Origin of the sequence: Lactococcus formosensis (assembly GCF_018403745.1) — a bacterium.
Taxonomy (GTDB): Bacteria; Bacillota; Bacilli; order Lactobacillales; family Streptococcaceae; genus Lactococcus; species Lactococcus formosensis.
This window is the reverse complement of sequence record NZ_BOVP01000001.1, coordinates 395,154-412,614: the sequence shown is the minus strand read 5'-3', so window position 1 is coordinate 412,614 and position 17,461 is coordinate 395,154. Positions and strand designations below refer to the sequence as shown.

Below are 17,461 nucleotides of genomic sequence, written 5' to 3'. Positions count from 1 at the left end.
AAGGAAATTGTGTAGATTATGTTAAAATCAAAGCGTAAGTAAAAAGGAAGTGGAGATATAATGAAAATAAATAAAGTTATAACCTTAATGGCTTTGAGTGCAGCGGGCGTTACTCTGCTAGCGGCGTGCTCGAACTCAAATAAAAGCACAACTGCAGGTCAAGAAAAAACAACCACTGTTAATGTGGCAATCTCTGGCTCATCAAATCCTTACGAGTATACGAAGGATGGGCAGCTGACAGGTTATGAATATGATATTCTCAAAAAAGCAGATGAAAATTTGCCCCAATATAAATTTGACTTTAAAACATATGATGACAGTGCTATTCTTGCAGCCTTAGATGCAGGACGCGCAGATATTGGTGTGAATATCTACGGTAAAACGAAGGCGCGTGAAGAAAAGTATCTCTTTAGTTTCCCAACAACGCAAGGAATTAATGCAATTTTCTCTAATGATAAAGATAAGATTACAACCATTGAAGGACTTGTAGGGAAGAAAACAGAAATTCCAACAGGAACCAACTACGGGGATATTATGGATCAGTGGAACACTACACATCCAGATAAAAAAATTACTGTAGATTACTCCAAACGTGGACTTGCGGAGCGCTTACAAGCACTTTCTGATGGTCAAATGGATTTTATCTTTGCTTCAAAATCAGCAGCGGAAAATCTGGTCAAAGAACATGCTGTAACAGGTGTATCAGACACAGTACCTACCGATCTTGAAAAATATCCTGAATTCAAGACATATACTTACTATGTCCTTGATAATAGTCAAACTCAACTTCAAAAAGATCTTAACCAAGAGATTAAAAAGATGGCTGAAGAGGGTTACTTGAAAGAACTTTCTCAAAAATATTTTGGGGGAAATCAAGTTCCTGGAATGGAACAATACAAATAAAAAGTGCATTTAGCACTTTTTATTTGTATTTAACAATGTCCGTCGACATTTTCATTGATCCAATGCTGCGTTTGTTCATCAAATATCCTTAGATGAGGGTTTTTATGTATAAAATCTAGAATGGCTTTTCTGCTTAAACCACTGTATTTAATTGCAGCATCGACAGTGACAATATCCATTTTTTCAATTGCTTTGCGTAAATTGTCCATGACTTTATTATAACTTTTTTGGTGAAATACCAGTAACGAAAGGACAGATTTATCCTATTTATCTAGATATTATGGGCAAAAAAAGAATTGCTACTTGATTTTCACTCTCAAATTTTATAAAATTGTCAAGTACCTTTGCGTACTCTAATGGAGAATTTATAGTTATGACTACAAATAAAATGGGCACAGGAACCGCTCATTCCAAATTAATTTTGATTGGAGAGCATTCGGTTGTTTATGGGCAGCCTGCAATTGCGTTACCTGTTACTATTCTGAAGACAACCGTTACAATTTCTTCTATCAAATACGGACAATATATTGAAAATAATGAATCGCGGCGCAGATTGGATGTGTTAGGAGACGAATTTGAGGGGGTACGCCAACTTATTTTACGCCTTTTGGAAAAATTTCATTCTGTAAAACTTCCGTTTTCGCTGGAAATTGATTCGAATATTCCTTTAGGACGAGGACTTGGAGCATCAGCAGCTCTAGCAACAGCAATCACACGTGCATTTTATGATTTTTTTGATGCGGAGCTCACAGATGAGATGCTCTTATCTTTTGCTAATTTCTCGGAAAATATTACACATGGCCGCTCGTCAGGAATTGATGTCGCAACAGTTAACTCGGAGTTGCCTCTTTGGTTTATTAAAGGCCAAACAGCAGAATCTTTTGACCTTAATCTATCAGGTTATCTGGTTATTGGAGATTCTGGCGTGCACGGATTTACCAGCCAAGCAATCAGCATAGTCAGAGAGAAATTATCAGAGAATAAAGTCAAAGCCCAAGGACATATTGAAAAGCTAGGCCAGCTATCGAAAGCCTCAAAAGATTTTCTCATGACGAATAAATTAAAAGAGCTGGGTCAAGTGATGAACCAAGCGCATGAAAATCTCTCTTCACTCGGTGTTTCACACCCGCGCCTAGACATCTTAGTGAATACAGCACTGAGAAACGGTGCTCTGGGAGCAAAACTTACAGGCTCAGGTCTAGGCGGCGTAATGGTTGCTCTAGCAGCTAATGAAAAAGATGCGATTCGTATCAGCCAAAAGCTCTTGAAAAATGGTGCCAAGAACACATGGATTTACTCTGTTTAAAATAAAAAAATAACGAAACCTTAAGTGTATACATGATTCTTAAGGTTTTTCTTTTTCATGAAGCTAGCATGAATACTCGTTTATAATGCATGCTACTTTTAATTATGCTTAGAAAGCATTATAATATAGGCAAAGTAAGGAAGGAGAAACTTGATGAATTACAAAAATATTTTGGTTCCCATTGACGGTTCAGACAACTCATATAAAGCGCTCCGAGAGGCGATGGAAATTGCGCGGTTAAACGACGTGGAACTCTCAGTCCTAACGGTGCAAGATGACGGGAAGTTATATGGACATGCCCTGCCTATTCTTAAGCACAATTATACAAAAGCTTCCGAGATGATTTTGCAAGAAGCAGTGGCTATTGTAAAAGACAATGTCAGAGTTCAAACCTTTGTTGTAGTGGGTATCCCTAAGAAGCAAATTGTTGAATTTGCAACGGAGCAGAAGTGTGATCTCATCGTTATGGGGGCTACAGGTTCTAATTACTTTGAGCGTATGACCTTGGGTTCTACAACAGCTTATGTTGTTAACCATGCACCTTGTAATGTTACAGTTGTGAAGTAAGTATTACATCAAAGATTCTCTTTTCTTCTTTCGAGAGGTATGTATAAAAGTAGCCACCCTATCAGGTGGTTTTTTGTGAGAACTTTATGTAGTAGAGAAATAACTTTTAAAAACGACAAATGGCTAAATTACGCCACCTTTGTTATAATAGGAGAGATTAACCTACAAGAGGAAAAATATAAATGAATGAATTTACTGTTAGAGCACATACGAATATTGCCTTGATTAAATATTGGGGGAAAGCAGATGTAGCGCTGAATATTCCTACAACAAGTTCTTTATCAATGACTTTGGATCAATTTTATACGACGACATCTGTGACTTTTGCTGAACAGGATCAACTGATTTTAAATGGTGTGAACACAGATGCTACTCGTGTACATCAATTTTTAGAAATGCTTCGTGCAAAACATGGCACTTTTCCAGGCGTTTTAGTCACTTCTGAAAATCATGTACCAACCGCTGCAGGGCTGGCTTCCTCAGCTTCAAGCTTTGCCGCGTTGACAGGTGCAATGTTTGGACTCCTCGAATTACCAGCTGATTTGACCGAAATGTCACGTATCGCACGTCGGGGTTCGGGTTCAGCTTCGCGTTCGGTTTTTGGTAATTTTGCGGTTTGGAACAAAGGAGAAGACGATGCTTCCTCTTATGCAGAAAGCTTTTATGATGAAGATGTTCACTTGTCCATGATTGTTGCCGAAATATCAAGCGCTCAAAAGAAAATGTCTTCGACACGTGGGATGCAGCTTGCTCAAACTGCTCCGACTTACAGCGCTTGGGTGGAAAAATCGGCACGTCAACTTGAAGAAATGAAGAATGCTATTCGTCAGGCAGATATTGAAAAGATTGGTCTGATCGCACAAGATAATGCCTTAGGTATGCATGAACAAAACCGTCTATGTGTTGAACCTTTTGATTACTTTACAGAAGATACTCAACGTATTATTTCCTTTACGCAAGAATGCTATAAAGCAGGACTCTTAGCTTTTGTCACTATTGATGCTGGACCAAACGTTAAAATCATCACAGACAGAGCGACAGAAAAAGTCCTTTTAGCAAAACTACGGGAAAATTTCCCAGATATTACTTTTGACATTGCACATGCGGGGGGCGGACTTGAGTACTTATAAAATAGCAGTGCCTGGAAAACTCTTTATTGCAGGAGAATATGCGGTTACTCGTCCAGGAGGGCTAGCTCTGGTAACAAGTCTTGAAAGTGACTTTCAAGTGGTTATTTCAGAAGCAGAGGACAAAAGTCTTTTGGAGACAAATGTAGCAATGCCCGCTCACATCTTCTCAGTAAAGGAATTTAAACCTGAACGCAGCGGACCGTGGAATTTTGTTATGACGGCAATCGAATATGTGAGTAAAGAAGTTGAATTGTCTCGAGAATTTCACTTGGAAATCAAAAGTGGTCTGGGTTTTGGTGAAAGCAAGAAGGGCTATGGTTCATCGGCCTGTGTCGTTGTCGGTGTGGTCAATGCGCTCAATCTTTTTTTTCAGCTTAATCTCCCTTTGAAAAAACGCTTTGAGATTGCCGCTCAAGCACATTATGATGTGCAAGGAAGCGGATCACGTGGTGATGTGGCTGCGATTATGTATGGAGGCAGTATTTTCTATGAAAATCATGAGCGAGTTCTTCCTATGAGTATCCCTTGGCAACCTTATGTTGTCCAAACCAATCAGGCTGCTAAGACTGTTGAAAAACTTAAGCACAAACTTTCTGATGCATTTTATGCTAAAAGTGATGAGCTTGTTATTGAAATAAGTACAGCCATTGATATGCAGGATTTCGCTCTTTTTAAAGAAAAACTCCTTGAAAATCAACTTTTACTTATCGAGAACCAAGCAAAAGGCTATATGACTGATCAACTGGCTTTGGCTCTAAATATTGTGAATAGCCAACCCGAATTTGCTGGAAAAATTTCAGGAGCAGGCTTTGGCGAAAATATTATTCTTTTTGCTGAACATGAAGAGAAAATAGCAGATTTGAGGGACGCTCTTGAAGCAGAAGGCATGAAGCTCGAGAAAATAAGAATAGGAAAACAAAATGAGTAAAGAAATTCACGGACACCGGAAAGATGAACATTTGTCACTTGGCTTAAAGTACTGGCGCGAAGGTCGAAATCGCTCAGAGTTTTCTGCTGCATTACGGATTGTTCCTAATGGTTTACCAGAAATTTCTACGCAAGAAGTTGACTTGTCTGTTACTCTTTTGGAACACAAGTTTGAATTTCCCTTTTATATAGAAGCGATGACAGGTGGCTCCAAAAAAGGCGATAAGATTAACTTAGAGCTTGCGGAACTTGCGGCTCATCATCATATTGCAATGGCAGTTGGTTCTCAATCTATTGCTTTGAAGTATCCCGAATTGGAGGAAGGTTTCCGTCAAGTGCGTCAGCATAACCCAAAGGGGTTCATTTTTGCAAATATCGGTGCAGGTCATTCTTTAGAAAATGCGCAAAAAGCTGTCGAAATGCTTTCTGCCGATGCTTTAGAAATTCATATCAACACTGGACAAGAGTTAGTTATGAAGGACAGCGAAGGGGATCGTTCTTTTTACTGGCTTGAAAACATTAATCGTATTGCTGAAAAATTAGATGTTCCTGTTGTGGTCAAAGAAGTTGGCTTTGGGATGAGTCAAAAAATGTTTAAGCAGCTTAGCCAAACAGCGGTCGCAGGGATTAACGTTGGTGGTAAAGGTGGGACTAACTTTGCTTGGATTGAGAGTGGACGAGGGCACAGCACCTTAGATTTAGACGATTTTGGCTTTACAGGTCCTGAGAGTCTTATTGAAGCTCAATTTGCACAAAACATTAAACCACTGATTGCTACTGGAGGAATTGCATCAGCCAGAGATATCTTACATGCTCAACTTTTGGGTGCGCCTTTAGCCAGCTCTGCTGGGCATATTTTATCCATTCTAAACGCACAGGGTTCTCAAGCCGTCGATGAAATGTTTAGACAATGGAAAGATGATTTGATAAAGCTCTATACTTTGGTCGGAGCACGGGAGTATAATGATTTAACGGATGTTGAATTTATCTATACCCGCGACTTGAAGTATTTTCGGGACGAGCGAAAAGATAAGCAGATAATTTTGTAAACGGTTCTTATTTCTTTATAATAATAGTATATTAAAATTTAAGGAGAATACTATGGCTTATACACTTCCAGAATTACCTTACGCATATGACGCTTTGGAACCTTTCTTTGATGAAGAAACAATGCATTTGCATCATGACAAACATCACCAAACTTACGTTAATAATCTTAATGCAGCGATTGAAAAACACCCAGAATTCTTTGATAAAACTGTTGAGGAATTAGTGGCTTATTTGGACCGTTTGCCAGAAGATATTCGCGTTGCGGTACGTAACAACGGTGGAGGTCACTTGAACCACACAATGTTCTGGGAATGGCTTGCTCCAAACGCAGGTGGTGCACCAACAGGTGATATCGCTGCAGCAATTGATGAAGCTTTTGGTTCATTTGACGACTTTAAAGCTGAATTTAAAGCAGCTGCTACTGGACGTTTCGGTTCAGGTTGGGCTTGGTTAGTTCTTGATTACGGTAAACTTAAGGTTGTTTCTACAGCAAACCAAGATAACCCAATTTCTGATGGTCAAATTCCAGTACTTGGTCTTGACGTTTGGGAACATGCTTATTACTTGAAATACCGCAATGTTCGTCCAGATTATATCGAAGCTTTCTTTAGCTTAATTAACTGGGATAAAGTAAACGAACTTTACGCTAAAGCTAAATAATATGAAAAGAGCACCTCGGAGGTGCTTTTTTTGCTTTTCTGCTTTTTTCAATAAGAATTGGAATTAAAAAGGCGAACCCTGTTTTATAAATGCACTATTCATGCTATAATAGGAGCTATGAAATTTACAGAATTTAACTTTAAAGATTATATCAATGAAACGCTTGAGGCAATTAAGTTTGTTTCGCCGACTCCTGTACAGGAAAAACTTATCCCTGTGGTAATGTCAGGCCGTGATTTGGTAGGGGAATCAAAAACAGGTTCAGGAAAGACACATACTTTCTTGCTCCCTATTTTCCAACAATTGAACACGGATCTTGATGAAGTCCAAGCTGTCATTACTGCACCATCACGTGAGCTTGCCACACAGATTTATCATGCTGCTCAGGAATTTGTCAAATTTAACGATGCGATTCGCGTGGTTAACTATGTTGGTGGGACAGATAAGGCGCGTCAAATCAAGAAACTTGAATCTTCTCAACCGCATATCGTTATTGGTACGCCAGGTCGTATTCAAGATTTGCTTAAATCTGGGGCTTTGATTATTCATACGGCGTCTATTTTTGTTGTAGATGAAGCGGACATGACTTTGGATATGGGCTTCTTGACAGATGTGGATAAAATTGCAGCCAGCTTCGGTAAAAAAGTACAGATGCTGGTCTTTTCTGCAACTATTCCACAAAAGTTACAGCCTTTCCTTAAAAAATATTTGAATAATCCTGTGATGGAAAAAATTGCGAATAAAACTGTAATTTCAGACACGATTGAAAACTGGTTGATTTCGACTAAAGGCGCATCACATAACCAAATTTTATTACAGCTTTCAAAGGCGACAAATCCTTATATGGCAATGATTTTTGCCAATACAAAGGGACGTGTTGATGATATCCATCATTTCTTGGTCAACAATGGCGTCAAAGCAGCGAAAATTCATGGTGACATTCCACCACGTGAACGTAAACGTATCATGGCAAGCATAAAGAACTTAGATTATCAGTTTGTTGTAGCAACAGATATTGCAGCACGGGGGATTGATATTGAGGGTGTAAGTCATGTCATTAATGATGAACTGCCACGTGACCTTTCTTTCTTTGTTCACCGTGTCGGCCGTTCAGGTCGTAATGGTTTATCTGGAACGGCAATCACACTTTATAGCCCTTCAGATGATACAGCTATTCGTGAGATTGAAAAAATGGGCGTAACGTTCCAACCAAAAGCTGTGAAAAATGGTGAGATTGTTGATTCTTATGATCGTGACCGCCGTGAAAAACGTACAGCCAAGACTGGAGAGTTGTCTAACAAAATGCGTGGTCAGTTGGCTAAGAGTAAGAAAAAAGTCAAACCAGGCTATAAACGTGCCTTGAAATGGGCGATTGAAGAAGAAAATACGAAAAAACGTCGTGCAGAGCACAATAAAAATGCACGTAAGCAACGTGAAGCCCGCAAACAAAAATTCTAATGAAAAAATTCTTTCGAGTTTTAGGGTTAATCTTTGCTTTGGGGATAGCCTATGGCCTTTTCTGCTTCTTTTTGATACGGAGTGATGCAGGTCAACGAGGAGAGCAAGCACAAGATTTCAAGACAATATTAGTCTTAGGCAGTAAGATTGAGCTGGATGGTCAGCCTGCGCCTACCACGAAAAACCGTCTTGATACTGCCTTGACACTTGCTAAGAAAAATCCTCGAGCCCAAGTCATCGTCACAGGTTATCGAAGTTCAGCTTCCCCTGTATCTGAGGCTGAGGGAATGGCAACATATCTTAAGGCACACGGTATAAACTCTGACCGAATCATTGAAGAAAAGAAAGCGCGAAATACTGTTGAGAATTTCGCGCTTTCTCAAAAGTATGTGAATGGGAAGACACTGATCGTGACAAGCGACTTTCACCTTTATCGGAGCCTTTACTTAGCTTCGAAAGAAGGATATAAAGATGTTCAAGGTTATGCTGCGGTGAGTGAGACCCCAGTTTTACAGACTGTGGGCAATTATGCTAGAGAGTGTTTAGCTCTGGGTTACTATTTGATCAAATATACATTATTTTAAGCTATATAAAGGAGTTTTTATGTTTCAACCTGAACAAATAAGCAAACTTAATGAGCTCGAAACCTTGGTCCTTGATTTTATTATTAAATCTCCTGACAAGGTTCAAAAAGCAACGATTCGGAGCTTGGCTACTCAGTTGCACGTTTCTACTACAACAATTGTAAGAATGAGTACGAAGCTGGGTTTCAATGGTTGGTCTGAGCTAAAATTCTTTTTGAAAAATCAAAGCAAACCTAAAACGGCAGAAGAGCAACATTATGACAACATGCTCGAATTTGATATGTTTTTACGTCGTATGAATTCTGAAAGCTATCAAAAGCGCCTGACTGAAGCAGCCAAGATGATTGCTAAAGCAGATTACACCGTTTTTATGGGGATTGGGAATTCTGGATCTTTGGCTGATTATGCGTGTAAATATTTTGTGAATGCAGGCTTGCGTGCCTTTGTGATTAACGATCCTTTCCAAGCTATCCAAATCAATGGCACAGGCAATGTTATTGCTTTAATTTTATCCGCATCTGGCGAAACGATTCAAATTATCAATAAAGAGTTAGAATTTAAGCAGGAAGGTGCGCAAATTATTTCATTGACAAATAATGAAGACAGTACAGTTGGGCGACTGGCTGACTTGCAACTCTTTTACAATCTCACGCCGGAATGGTCTAAACTTTATCCTCTAGGAAACTTAACGACCCAGCTTCCTGTTGTTGCGGTTCTCGAAGTTTTGGCCCATAAAACGCTTCATTTTTTAGAGGATTAGCGCTCGATTTGTTCCAAAATGTGAAACATGTTTTAAAAAACTTGCAATTTTTGCAAGTTTTTTTATATTTATTTCGAAAATTATAGTCATAAACCCTTGATTTAAGCCATTTTTATCTTGTTTCAGTCCAGGAAAAGTGTTTCCTAAATTCATTTGAAAGCCTTTTCAGAAAACGCTATAATATTCTTGAGCTCAAAAGAATAAGGAGAAAAAAATGGCAGATAAAGTTATTGCACTGGCATGTGCAGCAGGTATGTCAACATCATTGTTGGTAACAAAAATGCAGCAGGCAGCAAAAGAAGCTGGAAAAGATTATGAAATTTTTGCTAAATCAGTAGCAGAGATTGATAACATGTTAGCAGGTTCTGGTTCGAACAAACCAGATGTCCTCTTATTAGGTCCTCAAGTTGCTTATATGAAAGCAGAAGTCACAAAAAAAGCAAATGCCGCAGGTGTTCCTTGTGATGTGATTAAGATGCAAGACTATGGCATGATGAATGGCAAAAATGTAGTTGCAGCTGCAGATGCCCTAATGAATTAAAAATAAAATTTTTGGAGTAAAAATATGAATAAATTTATCAATGAGAAATTAATGCCTCCGATGATGAAATTTTTGAATACAAAAGCCGTTACAGCGATTAAAAACGGTATGTTGTATCCGATACCTTTCATTATTATTGGAGCAATCTTCCTCATCTTAGCAAACTTCCCTCAACAAAATGTTGCGGACTGGATTGCACAAATTGGTTGGGCCCCTATTTTTAATCAAGCCTATGCTGCTTCATTTGGTATTATGGCCCTCTTTGCAGCTTTTGGTATTGCTTATTCTTGGGTGAAGAGTGAAGGATACGAAGGGGCCTCTGCTGGTTTGACTTCTATTATTGTCATGGTGATGCTTCAACCAAGTACTATTTCAACAGTGACTAAAATTGCTGACGGTTCTGCTGTTGTGGGAGAATATCAAGTAAATGGTGTTATTGATGCAGCTTGGCTTGGTGGTAAAGGAATGATCCTCGCCATGCTTGCTGGTTTATTGGTTGGTTGGTCTTACTCATGGTTCATGAAAAAAGATATCCGTATCAAACTTCCTGAACAAGTGCCTGCAAATGTATCTGATTCATTTGGTGCTCTAGTGCCAGCTTTCGTTATTACTTTTGTAGCAATGCTTATCTACGCTCTATCTGTATTGGCAACTGATCAAACACCTATTGAATGGATTTATACTTTAATTCAAACACCTTTACAACATGCTACAGATGGACCACTTGGCGTTTTCTTAATTGCATTCTTACCTGTATTTATCTGGTGGTTTGGGGTGCATGGTGCCACAGTTATTGGCGGTATCATGACACCGTTGCTCTTGGCTAACAATGCCGATAACCTCAAATTGTTCCAAGAGGGTAACTTATCACTTGATCATGGGGCACATATTGTTACGCAAGCCTTTATGGATCAGTTTATTACGGTTACAGGTTCAGGAATGACTTTCGGTTTCGTTATCTTTATGATTTACCGTGCACGTTCTGTTCAAATGAAAACCATTGGTAAGTTAACATTGGCACCAGCCTTCTTTAATATCAATGAGCCTGTCCTCTTTGGTATGCCGATTGTCTTAAACCCAATCTTAGCTTTCCCATTCTTAATTGCACCACTCGTTTCAGGATTTGGAACTTATGCGGCTATTGCGCTGGGAATTATCCCACCGTTTAATGGCATCTTTGTTCCTTGGACAACGCCACCGATCCTTTCTGGTTTGATTGTTGGTGGTTGGCAAGGTGCAGCATGGCAAGCCTTGATGATTTTCATAACAGGTGCGATATATTGGCCATTTGCTAAAAAATACGATGCGATTCTTGTACAACAAGAAAAAGAAGCATACGAAGCAGAGCGAGCTGAACAAGCATAGCAGTGAGTTGAGATTAAGCATTGACTTAATCTCTCTTCTATAATCGTAAGCTCATCAAGAGTTATATGAGCTCACGATTATAGAGGAGAACTGAGCGTTTATAAAAGGGGAGGATTTTAAAAATTAACGAACACGCTAGTTCAAACCTTGTAAAAGATTTAAAATTAAATCAATATAATTTGAGGAAAGAGAGAAGAAAAATGACTTTAAGAAAAGATTTCCTATGGGGCGGTGCTGTTGCTGCTCATCAACTTGAAGGCGGCTGGAATGCAGGAGGCAAAGGGGTTTCTGTTGCCGATGTTATGACTGCTGGAGCAAACGGTGTTGAGCGTCGAATTACTGATGGTGTCTTGCCCGGCGAAAATTATCCTAATCATGAAGCCATTGACTTCTATCATCGTTATAAAGATGATGTCAAACTTTTTGCAGAGTTGGGTGTGAATTGTTTCAGGACATCTATTGCATGGACCCGTATTTTTCCAAATGGAGATGAAAGTGAGCCTAATGAAGAAGGACTACAATTTTACGATGATTTGTTTGACGAATGTTTGAAAAACGGTATTGAGCCAGTTATCACGCTTTCGCATTTTGAAATGCCTTATCACTTAGTTACCGAGTATGGCGGCTGGCGTAATCGTCGGTTGATTGATTTTTTCGTAAGATTTGCTGAAGTAGTAATGACCCGCTACAAAGATAAAGTTAAATACTGGATGACGTTTAACGAGATAAATAATCAAGCAAATTTTGATCTGGATTTTGCACCCTTCACTAACTCTGGTTTGAAGTTCGTGGCAGGCGAGAACCGTGAAAAGATTATGTATCAAGCAGCCCACTATGAATTAGTGGCCTCTGCTAAAGTTGTTGATTTAGGGCATAAAATTAATCCTGATTTTGAGATTGGCTGCATGATTGCGATGTGCCCGATTTACCCTGCAACATGTAAACCCGAGGATATGATGGCAGCACAAGTCGCTATGCAGCGTCGTTTATGGTTTACTGATGTACATGCGCGTGGGCATTATCCAAGTTATATGCTCAAGTATTTTGAACGTAAAGCCTTTGATTTGGACATTACCCCAGAGGATATTGAAGATTTATCCAAAGGAGAAGTAGATTATATCGGCTTTAGTTATTATATGAGTTTTGCCATTAAAGATCAGGCAGAAAAGATTGATCCAAGTCTTAAGTTAAATTACATGCCAAGCACAGCTGAAAAAACGGAAAATCAAGAGAATCTGGGAGCGCCGACTTTTGATTATATTGAAAACCGAGATTTGGTAAAAAATCAATATGTTGAAGCATCAGAATGGGGCTGGCAAATTGATCCCTTAGGTCTACGTTATAGCATGAACTGGTTCAATGAACGCTATGAAAAACCACTCTTTATTGTCGAAAATGGTTTTGGTGCTGTGGATAAAGTAGAAGAAGATGGTAGCATTCACGACCCATACCGTGTGGAATATCTAAAAGCACATATTGAGGCAATGAAAGATGCTGTGGAATACGACGGTGTAGACCTAATGGGCTATACACCTTGGGGCTTTATTGACCTTGTCTCTGCAGGGACGGGAGAGATGAAAAAGCGCTACGGCTTTATCTATGTAGACAAAGACAATGAGGGAAATGGTAGCTTGGAACGCTCGAAGAAAGATTCTTTTGAGTGGTACAGTCAAGTCATTGCCTCAAACGGAGAGAAATTATAATGGAACACAGAAAACTTAAAGCTTTCCCTGATAACTTTTTATGGGGCTCGGCCTCAGCAGCTTACCAGGTTGAAGGTGCGCATGACGAAGATGGAAAAGGTCCATCAGTTTGGGATAACTTTGTCCGAATTCCGGGCAAAACTTTTAAGGAGACAACAGGAGACATTGCTGTTGATCACTATCATCGTTACAAAGAAGATGTAGCACTTATGGCTAAAATGGGATTAAAATCTTATCGTTTTTCAATTGCTTGGACCCGTATTTTTCCTGAAGGTCGGGGCGAAATTAATCAGCAAGGTTTACAATTCTATATGGATTTGGTTGATGAATTGATTGCCAATCATATCGAACCGGTAGTTACTCTCTATCATTGGGATTTACCGCAAGCTCTTGAAGAAGAATATCAAGGTTGGGAAAGTCGCCAGATTATTGAGGATTTTGTGCATTATGCGCAAACGCTATTTACAGCCTTTAAAGGAAAAGTGAAATATTGGGTGTCTTTGAATGAACAAAACATCTTTACACAACATGGGTGGATCCTGGCTACGCACCCACCTGGAAAGGTAGATATGAAGCTGTTTTATCAAGTCAATCACCATGCAAATTTGGCTAATGCAGCTGTAATCAATGCTTTTCATGAAATGGATATGTTAGGCCAAATCGGTCCTTCCTTTGCTTACACACCAAACTACGCGATTGATGCTAATCCACTTAATGTTTTAGCAGCTGAAAACGCAGAGGAAATGTTTGCGAATTTTTGGATGGATGTGTATTGCTATGGCGAATATCCTATTGTGGCTTTGAATTATCTTAAAGAAAATGGTCTGATGTTTGAAACTGAAGAGGGAGATTTTGAACTTCTAAAGTCAGCCCGCCCTGACTTTTTAGGGATTAATTATTATCAAACAGCTGCCAATGCCTGGAATCCGCACGAAGGTGGAGTCACACTTGGCAAAATGAATACTACTGGAGTCAAAGGATCTGGTGGTGAACAAGGTATTCCAGGTCTCTACAAGCGTGTCACTAATCCTGCCGTTGAACGTACCAACTGGGATTGGGAAATTGACCCCATAGGACTGCGTATCGCCTTACGCCGTATCACTAGCCGTTATCGTATACCTGTAATGATTACAGAAAATGGTCTAGGTGAATACGACAAGCTTGAAGATGGAAAAATTCATGATGATTACCGCATCAAATATCTGGAAAGTCACGTTAAAGCTATAAGAGAAGCTCTAACGGATGGGGCTCAAGTAATTGGGTATCACACATGGTCTTATACTGATTTACTCAGTTGGCTGAACGGTTATCAGAAGCGCTATGGTTTTGTCTATGTGGATCAGGACGAAAGTATGCAAGGCAGTCTCAAAAGAATTCCTAAAGATTCTTACTATTGGTATCAAGCACTCATCAAGGAGAATGGGAACAGTATCTAAAGTTGTTCTCTGCCTTTATGAAAACACTTGCAAAAAATCGATGAAAGCGGTATACTTAAGACTATAAAAAGAAAAAGAAGGAAAAATTATTATGGCTGATAAAATAATCGCTTTAGCTTGCGCAGCAGGCATGTCAACATCTCTTTTGGTTTCTAAAATGCAAAAAGCAGCAGCAGACAAAGGATTAGACTACGAAATTTTCGCAAAATCAACAGCAGACATTGATAATATGCTTGCTGGAACTCCTAAACCAGATGTCCTTCTCTTAGGACCACAAGTAGGCTTCATGAAGGCAGAAGTACAAAAGAAAGCACAAGCTGTGGATGTACCAATGGATGTGATCAAAATGCAAGACTACGGTATGATGCGTGGCGATAAAGTTCTTGAAGCAGCAGAAGCCTTGATGAAGTAAAGGAATTTAAAGATAACGAAATAAAAGGGGATGTAATGAACGAAGAAAGAATGGAAATTGTGATGGGAATCATCATGCATGGTGGAAATGCCAAAGGCTTAGCCTTTCAAGCAATCCAACAAGCAAAAGAAGGAGATTTTGAAGCAGCAGAAAAATCACTTCAGGAGTCGAACCAAGAGTTGCTCCAAGCGCATGATGTTCAAACAGATATGCTAACAAAAGAAGCACAAGGTATTCATACAGAGATTGATCTCTATATGGTACACGCACAAGACCATTTGATGAACGCAATTACTTTCAAAGATTTGGCTACAGAAGTTATTAGCCAGGAAAAACGTATTCAAGCTTTAGAAAAAGCTGCAAATTAATATCGATAACACTTTGAGAAAAAAGAAAAGCTCTAAGAGAAATTGCTTAGGGCTTTTCCTTCAGTTTTGAGTGGAGAAATTTGAAAAGCTGCAAAAGTTCTTGCTTTTATCCTTAAATTTCGGTATAATGATTAATATTGTGGCGGCATAGCCAAGTGGTAAGGCATGGCTCTGCAAAAGCTTGATCGTCGGTTCAAATCCGTCTGCCGCCTTTTGCAATAGATTGTATAATACAAAAAACTGCTGGATTCGGCAGTTTTTTTTTGCTTTAAAATCGTTGGGCATTTATTACGATTTTTCACTTTAAAGAACCGCGCTAAGTATATAAAAATATGAGTGCATTTAAAAAATAATGAGTTACCGATTGGAAGTGAACTTAGCTATTAAAGCTATTCCAAGTCTAAAGGCTATTTTTTTAAAAAAATAATTAGTTTTTTATTGACAAAACTAATTAAAAGTTTTATAATCATTTTTGTTAGTTTTTATAACGAGTAAACTAAATAATAAAAGGAGATACCAATGGAAAGAGAAATAAAAGCCAATAAAATAAAAAGTAAGGATTTTTTGAAGCTTATTGCTAAGAGTAAACCAAAATATTCCTACTTTGCGATAGGTATGTTGTCAGGTATTCTAGGAGCTATATTACAACTTATTGTGCCCCAAATGATACAGCCACTTATTTCAGGATTTGCACAAGGAATTGATTATGGTCTTTTAGGGAACGTCGTTCTGGTCTATATCCTTTCTGCTTTACTGGGCGCGGTGGGTGCTTCAGTTCTTGGTTTTTTTGGAGAAAATGTAGTAAAAAGATTGCGTTTAACAGTGTGGAATAAGATGGTTCATCTTCCTGTGAAGTACTTTGATGAAGTCAAAACAGGAGAAATTGGGAGTCGCTTGGTCAACGATACAACACAAGTGAAAGATCTTTTAGCGAATACTGTACCTCAAACTTTAACAAGCCTTTTGCTTCTTGTCGGCTCAATTTTTATGATGTTTCGTATGGATTGGCAGATGACTGTAGCAATGGTGATAGCCGTACCTATTGCGACATTGATTATTATGCCCTTGGCCACTTTTGGCCGAAAATTTGGAATCCAGCGTCAAGATGCTCTTGCAGGATTTTCTGGCACAGCAAGTGAAGTGCTTAGCGAAATTCGTTTGGTCAAATCTTCTAATGCAGAAGTTCAAGCGACAAATTCGGCGGAGAAGAATATCAATAAACTTTATAAAATTGGTCTCCGTGAAGCAATTTTTGATGGTTCCATGCAACCAATTATGATGTTGTTAATGATGTCAACAATCTTTGGCTTACTGCTTTATGGGATTCATCGGGTTGCCATCGGTGCAATGACAATGGCAACTTTGATGAGTTTCTTGATGTACCTTATGAACATGATTGGGTCTGTCCCAACTCTAGCGCTTTTCTTTACCGCAAGTTCTAAAGCATCGGGAGCCACAGCTCGTCTGAATGAAGTTTTAGAAGAAGAACAAGAGCAGTTAAGTCTTGGAGAAAACCTAGATATTGAAGGCCAAGTTTTACGTGCAGAAAATATTAGTTTTTCATATGATGACTCTGAAGAAATATTGAAAAATATTACTTTCGAAGCGAAACCAAATACTATCGTTGCCTTTGCAGGGCCTTCGGGAGGTGGAAAATCAACTATTTTCTCTATTTTAGAGCGTTTCTATAAACCAACAGGAGGAAAGTTGACAATGGGTAATTATGATATTGAAAACTTAGCCCTCAAAGATTGGCGTAGCCAAATTGGGTTTGTTTCACAAGATTCAGCGATTATGGCAGGAACTATTCGTGACAACTTGACTTACGGTTTAGACGGTACATACAGTGATGCACAACTATGGGAAGTGCTAGACTTAGCTTTTGCACGAAGTTTTGTCGAAAATATGCCTGACCAATTGGATACACAAGTGGGCGAGCGTGGGGTAAAAATATCCGGCGGACAACGTCAACGTTTGGCTATTGCACGTGCTTTCTTACGTAACCCAAAAATTCTTATGCTCGATGAAGCTACAGCTAGTCTGGATTCAGAATCTGAAGCAATGGTCCAAAAGGCATTGGACAGCCTGATGAAGGGAAGAACAACTTTAGTCATCGCCCACCGGTTATCGACAATTGTTGATGCAGATAATATTTATTTTATTGAGAAAGGAGCAATTACGGGAGCAGGTAAACACAGTAATCTTGTAAAAACACACCCACTTTATGCACAGTATGTTCAAGAACAATTGACCGTTGCATCATAAATAAAAAAGCTGCTCAGAAGCAGCTT

18 protein-coding genes and 1 tRNA gene are annotated in these 17,461 nt (G+C 39.0%); 18 read left to right on the top strand and 1 reads right to left on the bottom strand.

The features are described 5' to 3' along the window. The first annotated feature begins 60 nt into the window (after positions 1-60). Positions 61-903 (top strand): transporter substrate-binding domain-containing protein, encoded by an 843-nt coding sequence (locus tag KJS37_RS02050; protein ID WP_096368708.1) that lies wholly within the window; start codon positions 61-63, stop codon positions 901-903. 29 nt (positions 904-932) lie between these two features. Here the strand turns inward: KJS37_RS02050 and KJS37_RS02045 are convergent, their stop codons facing one another. Then, the gene (locus tag KJS37_RS02045) at positions 933-1,112 is read right to left on the bottom strand and encodes a hypothetical protein (RefSeq protein ID WP_213495696.1); all 180 of its coding nucleotides are present in this window, start codon (positions 1,110-1,112) and stop codon (positions 933-935) included. Positions 1,113-1,276: 164 nt separating this feature from the next. Between KJS37_RS02045 and mvk the strand changes: the two genes are divergently transcribed. From mvk to KJS37_RS01960, 17 genes are all read left to right on the top strand, one after another. After that, positions 1,277-2,209 carry a mevalonate kinase gene (gene mvk, locus KJS37_RS02040; protein ID WP_213495694.1) on the top strand — a complete coding sequence of 311 codons (933 nt, stop codon included), beginning with the start codon at positions 1,277-1,279 and terminating at the stop codon, positions 2,207-2,209. Positions 2,210-2,362: 153 nt separating this feature from the next. After that, the gene (locus KJS37_RS02035; RefSeq protein ID WP_165713064.1) at positions 2,363-2,776 is read left to right on the top strand and encodes a universal stress protein; all 414 of its coding nucleotides are present in this window, start codon (positions 2,363-2,365) and stop codon (positions 2,774-2,776) included. 182 nt (positions 2,777-2,958) lie between these two features. After that, entirely contained in the window at positions 2,959-3,906 is a 948-nt protein-coding gene (gene mvaD, locus KJS37_RS02030) for a diphosphomevalonate decarboxylase (protein ID WP_213495692.1), read from the top strand. Beyond that, positions 3,893-4,834, top strand: coding sequence for a mevalonate kinase family protein (locus KJS37_RS02025; RefSeq protein WP_213495690.1), 942 nt, complete (start codon positions 3,893-3,895; stop codon positions 4,832-4,834). Before mvaD ends, KJS37_RS02025 begins: the two co-directional genes overlap by 14 nt. Then, positions 4,827-5,882 carry a type 2 isopentenyl-diphosphate Delta-isomerase gene (gene fni / locus KJS37_RS02020; RefSeq protein WP_165711849.1) on the top strand — a complete coding sequence of 352 codons (1,056 nt, stop codon included), beginning with the start codon at positions 4,827-4,829 and terminating at the stop codon, positions 5,880-5,882. Before KJS37_RS02025 ends, fni begins: the two co-directional genes overlap by 8 nt. Positions 5,883-5,934: 52 nt before the next feature. Then, on the top strand, positions 5,935-6,543 hold the full coding sequence (locus KJS37_RS02015; RefSeq protein ID WP_017369434.1) for a superoxide dismutase: 609 nt from the start codon (positions 5,935-5,937) through the stop codon (positions 6,541-6,543). 117 nt (positions 6,544-6,660) lie between these two features. Beyond that, positions 6,661-8,001 (top strand): DEAD/DEAH box helicase, encoded by a 1,341-nt coding sequence (locus KJS37_RS02010; RefSeq protein WP_165713066.1) that lies wholly within the window; start codon positions 6,661-6,663, stop codon positions 7,999-8,001. After that, a complete protein-coding gene (locus KJS37_RS02005) occupies positions 8,001-8,585 on the top strand; it encodes a YdcF family protein (RefSeq protein ID WP_213495688.1) in 585 nt (194 codons plus the stop codon). The genes KJS37_RS02010 and KJS37_RS02005 overlap by 1 nt, the downstream gene beginning before the upstream one ends. A gap of 19 nt (positions 8,586-8,604) precedes the next feature. Further along, positions 8,605-9,345, top strand: coding sequence for a MurR/RpiR family transcriptional regulator (locus KJS37_RS02000; RefSeq protein WP_017369431.1), 741 nt, complete (start codon positions 8,605-8,607; stop codon positions 9,343-9,345). A gap of 214 nt (positions 9,346-9,559) precedes the next feature. Then, on the top strand, positions 9,560-9,886 hold the full coding sequence (locus KJS37_RS01995; RefSeq protein WP_213495686.1) for a PTS sugar transporter subunit IIB: 327 nt from the start codon (positions 9,560-9,562) through the stop codon (positions 9,884-9,886). Between the two features lie 24 nt (positions 9,887-9,910). Beyond that, positions 9,911-11,251, top strand: coding sequence for a PTS sugar transporter subunit IIC (locus KJS37_RS01990; RefSeq protein ID WP_213495684.1), 1,341 nt, complete (start codon positions 9,911-9,913; stop codon positions 11,249-11,251). Between the two features lie 200 nt (positions 11,252-11,451). Further along, on the top strand, positions 11,452-12,954 hold the full coding sequence (locus KJS37_RS01985) for a 6-phospho-beta-glucosidase (RefSeq protein ID WP_213495682.1): 1,503 nt from the start codon (positions 11,452-11,454) through the stop codon (positions 12,952-12,954). Then, the gene (locus KJS37_RS01980) at positions 12,954-14,390 is read left to right on the top strand and encodes a glycoside hydrolase family 1 protein (protein WP_165713070.1); all 1,437 of its coding nucleotides are present in this window, start codon (positions 12,954-12,956) and stop codon (positions 14,388-14,390) included. Before KJS37_RS01985 ends, KJS37_RS01980 begins: the two co-directional genes overlap by 1 nt. 91 nt (positions 14,391-14,481) lie before the next feature. Beyond that, positions 14,482-14,802 (top strand): PTS sugar transporter subunit IIB, encoded by a 321-nt coding sequence (locus tag KJS37_RS01975; RefSeq protein ID WP_017369425.1) that lies wholly within the window; start codon positions 14,482-14,484, stop codon positions 14,800-14,802. A gap of 35 nt (positions 14,803-14,837) precedes the next feature. Beyond that, complete coding sequence (locus KJS37_RS01970; protein ID WP_017369424.1) at positions 14,838-15,170, top strand: PTS lactose/cellobiose transporter subunit IIA; 333 nt, start codon at positions 14,838-14,840, stop codon at positions 15,168-15,170. A gap of 141 nt (positions 15,171-15,311) precedes the next feature. Beyond that, positions 15,312-15,382, top strand: a tRNA-Cys gene (locus KJS37_RS01965). A gap of 307 nt (positions 15,383-15,689) precedes the next feature. Continuing rightward, entirely contained in the window at positions 15,690-17,435 is a 1,746-nt protein-coding gene (locus tag KJS37_RS01960; protein WP_213495681.1) for an ABC transporter ATP-binding protein, read from the top strand. Positions 17,436-17,461: the final 26 nt, after the last annotated feature.

Excerpts from the sequence above, each read along its gene's own strand:
- KJS37_RS01980 (WP_165713070.1), top strand. The coding sequence starts at position 12,954 with ATGGAACACAGAAAACTTAAAGCTTTCCCTGATAACTTTTTATGGGGC.
- KJS37_RS01995 (WP_213495686.1), top strand. The coding sequence starts at position 9,560 with ATGGCAGATAAAGTTATTGCACTGGCATGTGCAGCAGGTATGTCAACA.
- KJS37_RS02050 (WP_096368708.1), top strand. The coding sequence starts at position 61 with ATGAAAATAAATAAAGTTATAACCTTAATGGCTTTGAGTGCAGCGGGC.
- KJS37_RS02015 (WP_017369434.1), top strand. The coding sequence starts at position 5,935 with ATGGCTTATACACTTCCAGAATTACCTTACGCATATGACGCTTTGGAA.
- KJS37_RS02035 (WP_165713064.1), top strand. The coding sequence starts at position 2,363 with ATGAATTACAAAAATATTTTGGTTCCCATTGACGGTTCAGACAACTCA.
- KJS37_RS02010 (WP_165713066.1), top strand. The coding sequence starts at position 6,661 with ATGAAATTTACAGAATTTAACTTTAAAGATTATATCAATGAAACGCTT.
- mvk (WP_213495694.1), top strand. The coding sequence starts at position 1,277 with ATGACTACAAATAAAATGGGCACAGGAACCGCTCATTCCAAATTAATT.
- KJS37_RS01990 (WP_213495684.1), top strand. The coding sequence starts at position 9,911 with ATGAATAAATTTATCAATGAGAAATTAATGCCTCCGATGATGAAATTT.
- KJS37_RS02000 (WP_017369431.1), top strand. The coding sequence starts at position 8,605 with ATGTTTCAACCTGAACAAATAAGCAAACTTAATGAGCTCGAAACCTTG.
- KJS37_RS02005 (WP_213495688.1), top strand. The coding sequence starts at position 8,001 with ATGAAAAAATTCTTTCGAGTTTTAGGGTTAATCTTTGCTTTGGGGATA.
- fni (WP_165711849.1), top strand. The coding sequence starts at position 4,827 with ATGAGTAAAGAAATTCACGGACACCGGAAAGATGAACATTTGTCACTT.
- KJS37_RS01960 (WP_213495681.1), top strand. The coding sequence starts at position 15,690 with ATGGAAAGAGAAATAAAAGCCAATAAAATAAAAAGTAAGGATTTTTTG.
- KJS37_RS01985 (WP_213495682.1), top strand. The coding sequence starts at position 11,452 with ATGACTTTAAGAAAAGATTTCCTATGGGGCGGTGCTGTTGCTGCTCAT.
- mvaD (WP_213495692.1), top strand. The coding sequence starts at position 2,959 with ATGAATGAATTTACTGTTAGAGCACATACGAATATTGCCTTGATTAAA.
- KJS37_RS01970 (WP_017369424.1), top strand. The coding sequence starts at position 14,838 with ATGAACGAAGAAAGAATGGAAATTGTGATGGGAATCATCATGCATGGT.
- KJS37_RS01975 (WP_017369425.1), top strand. The coding sequence starts at position 14,482 with ATGGCTGATAAAATAATCGCTTTAGCTTGCGCAGCAGGCATGTCAACA.
- KJS37_RS02045 (WP_213495696.1), bottom strand. The coding sequence starts at position 1,112 with ATGGACAATTTACGCAAAGCAATTGAAAAAATGGATATTGTCACTGTC.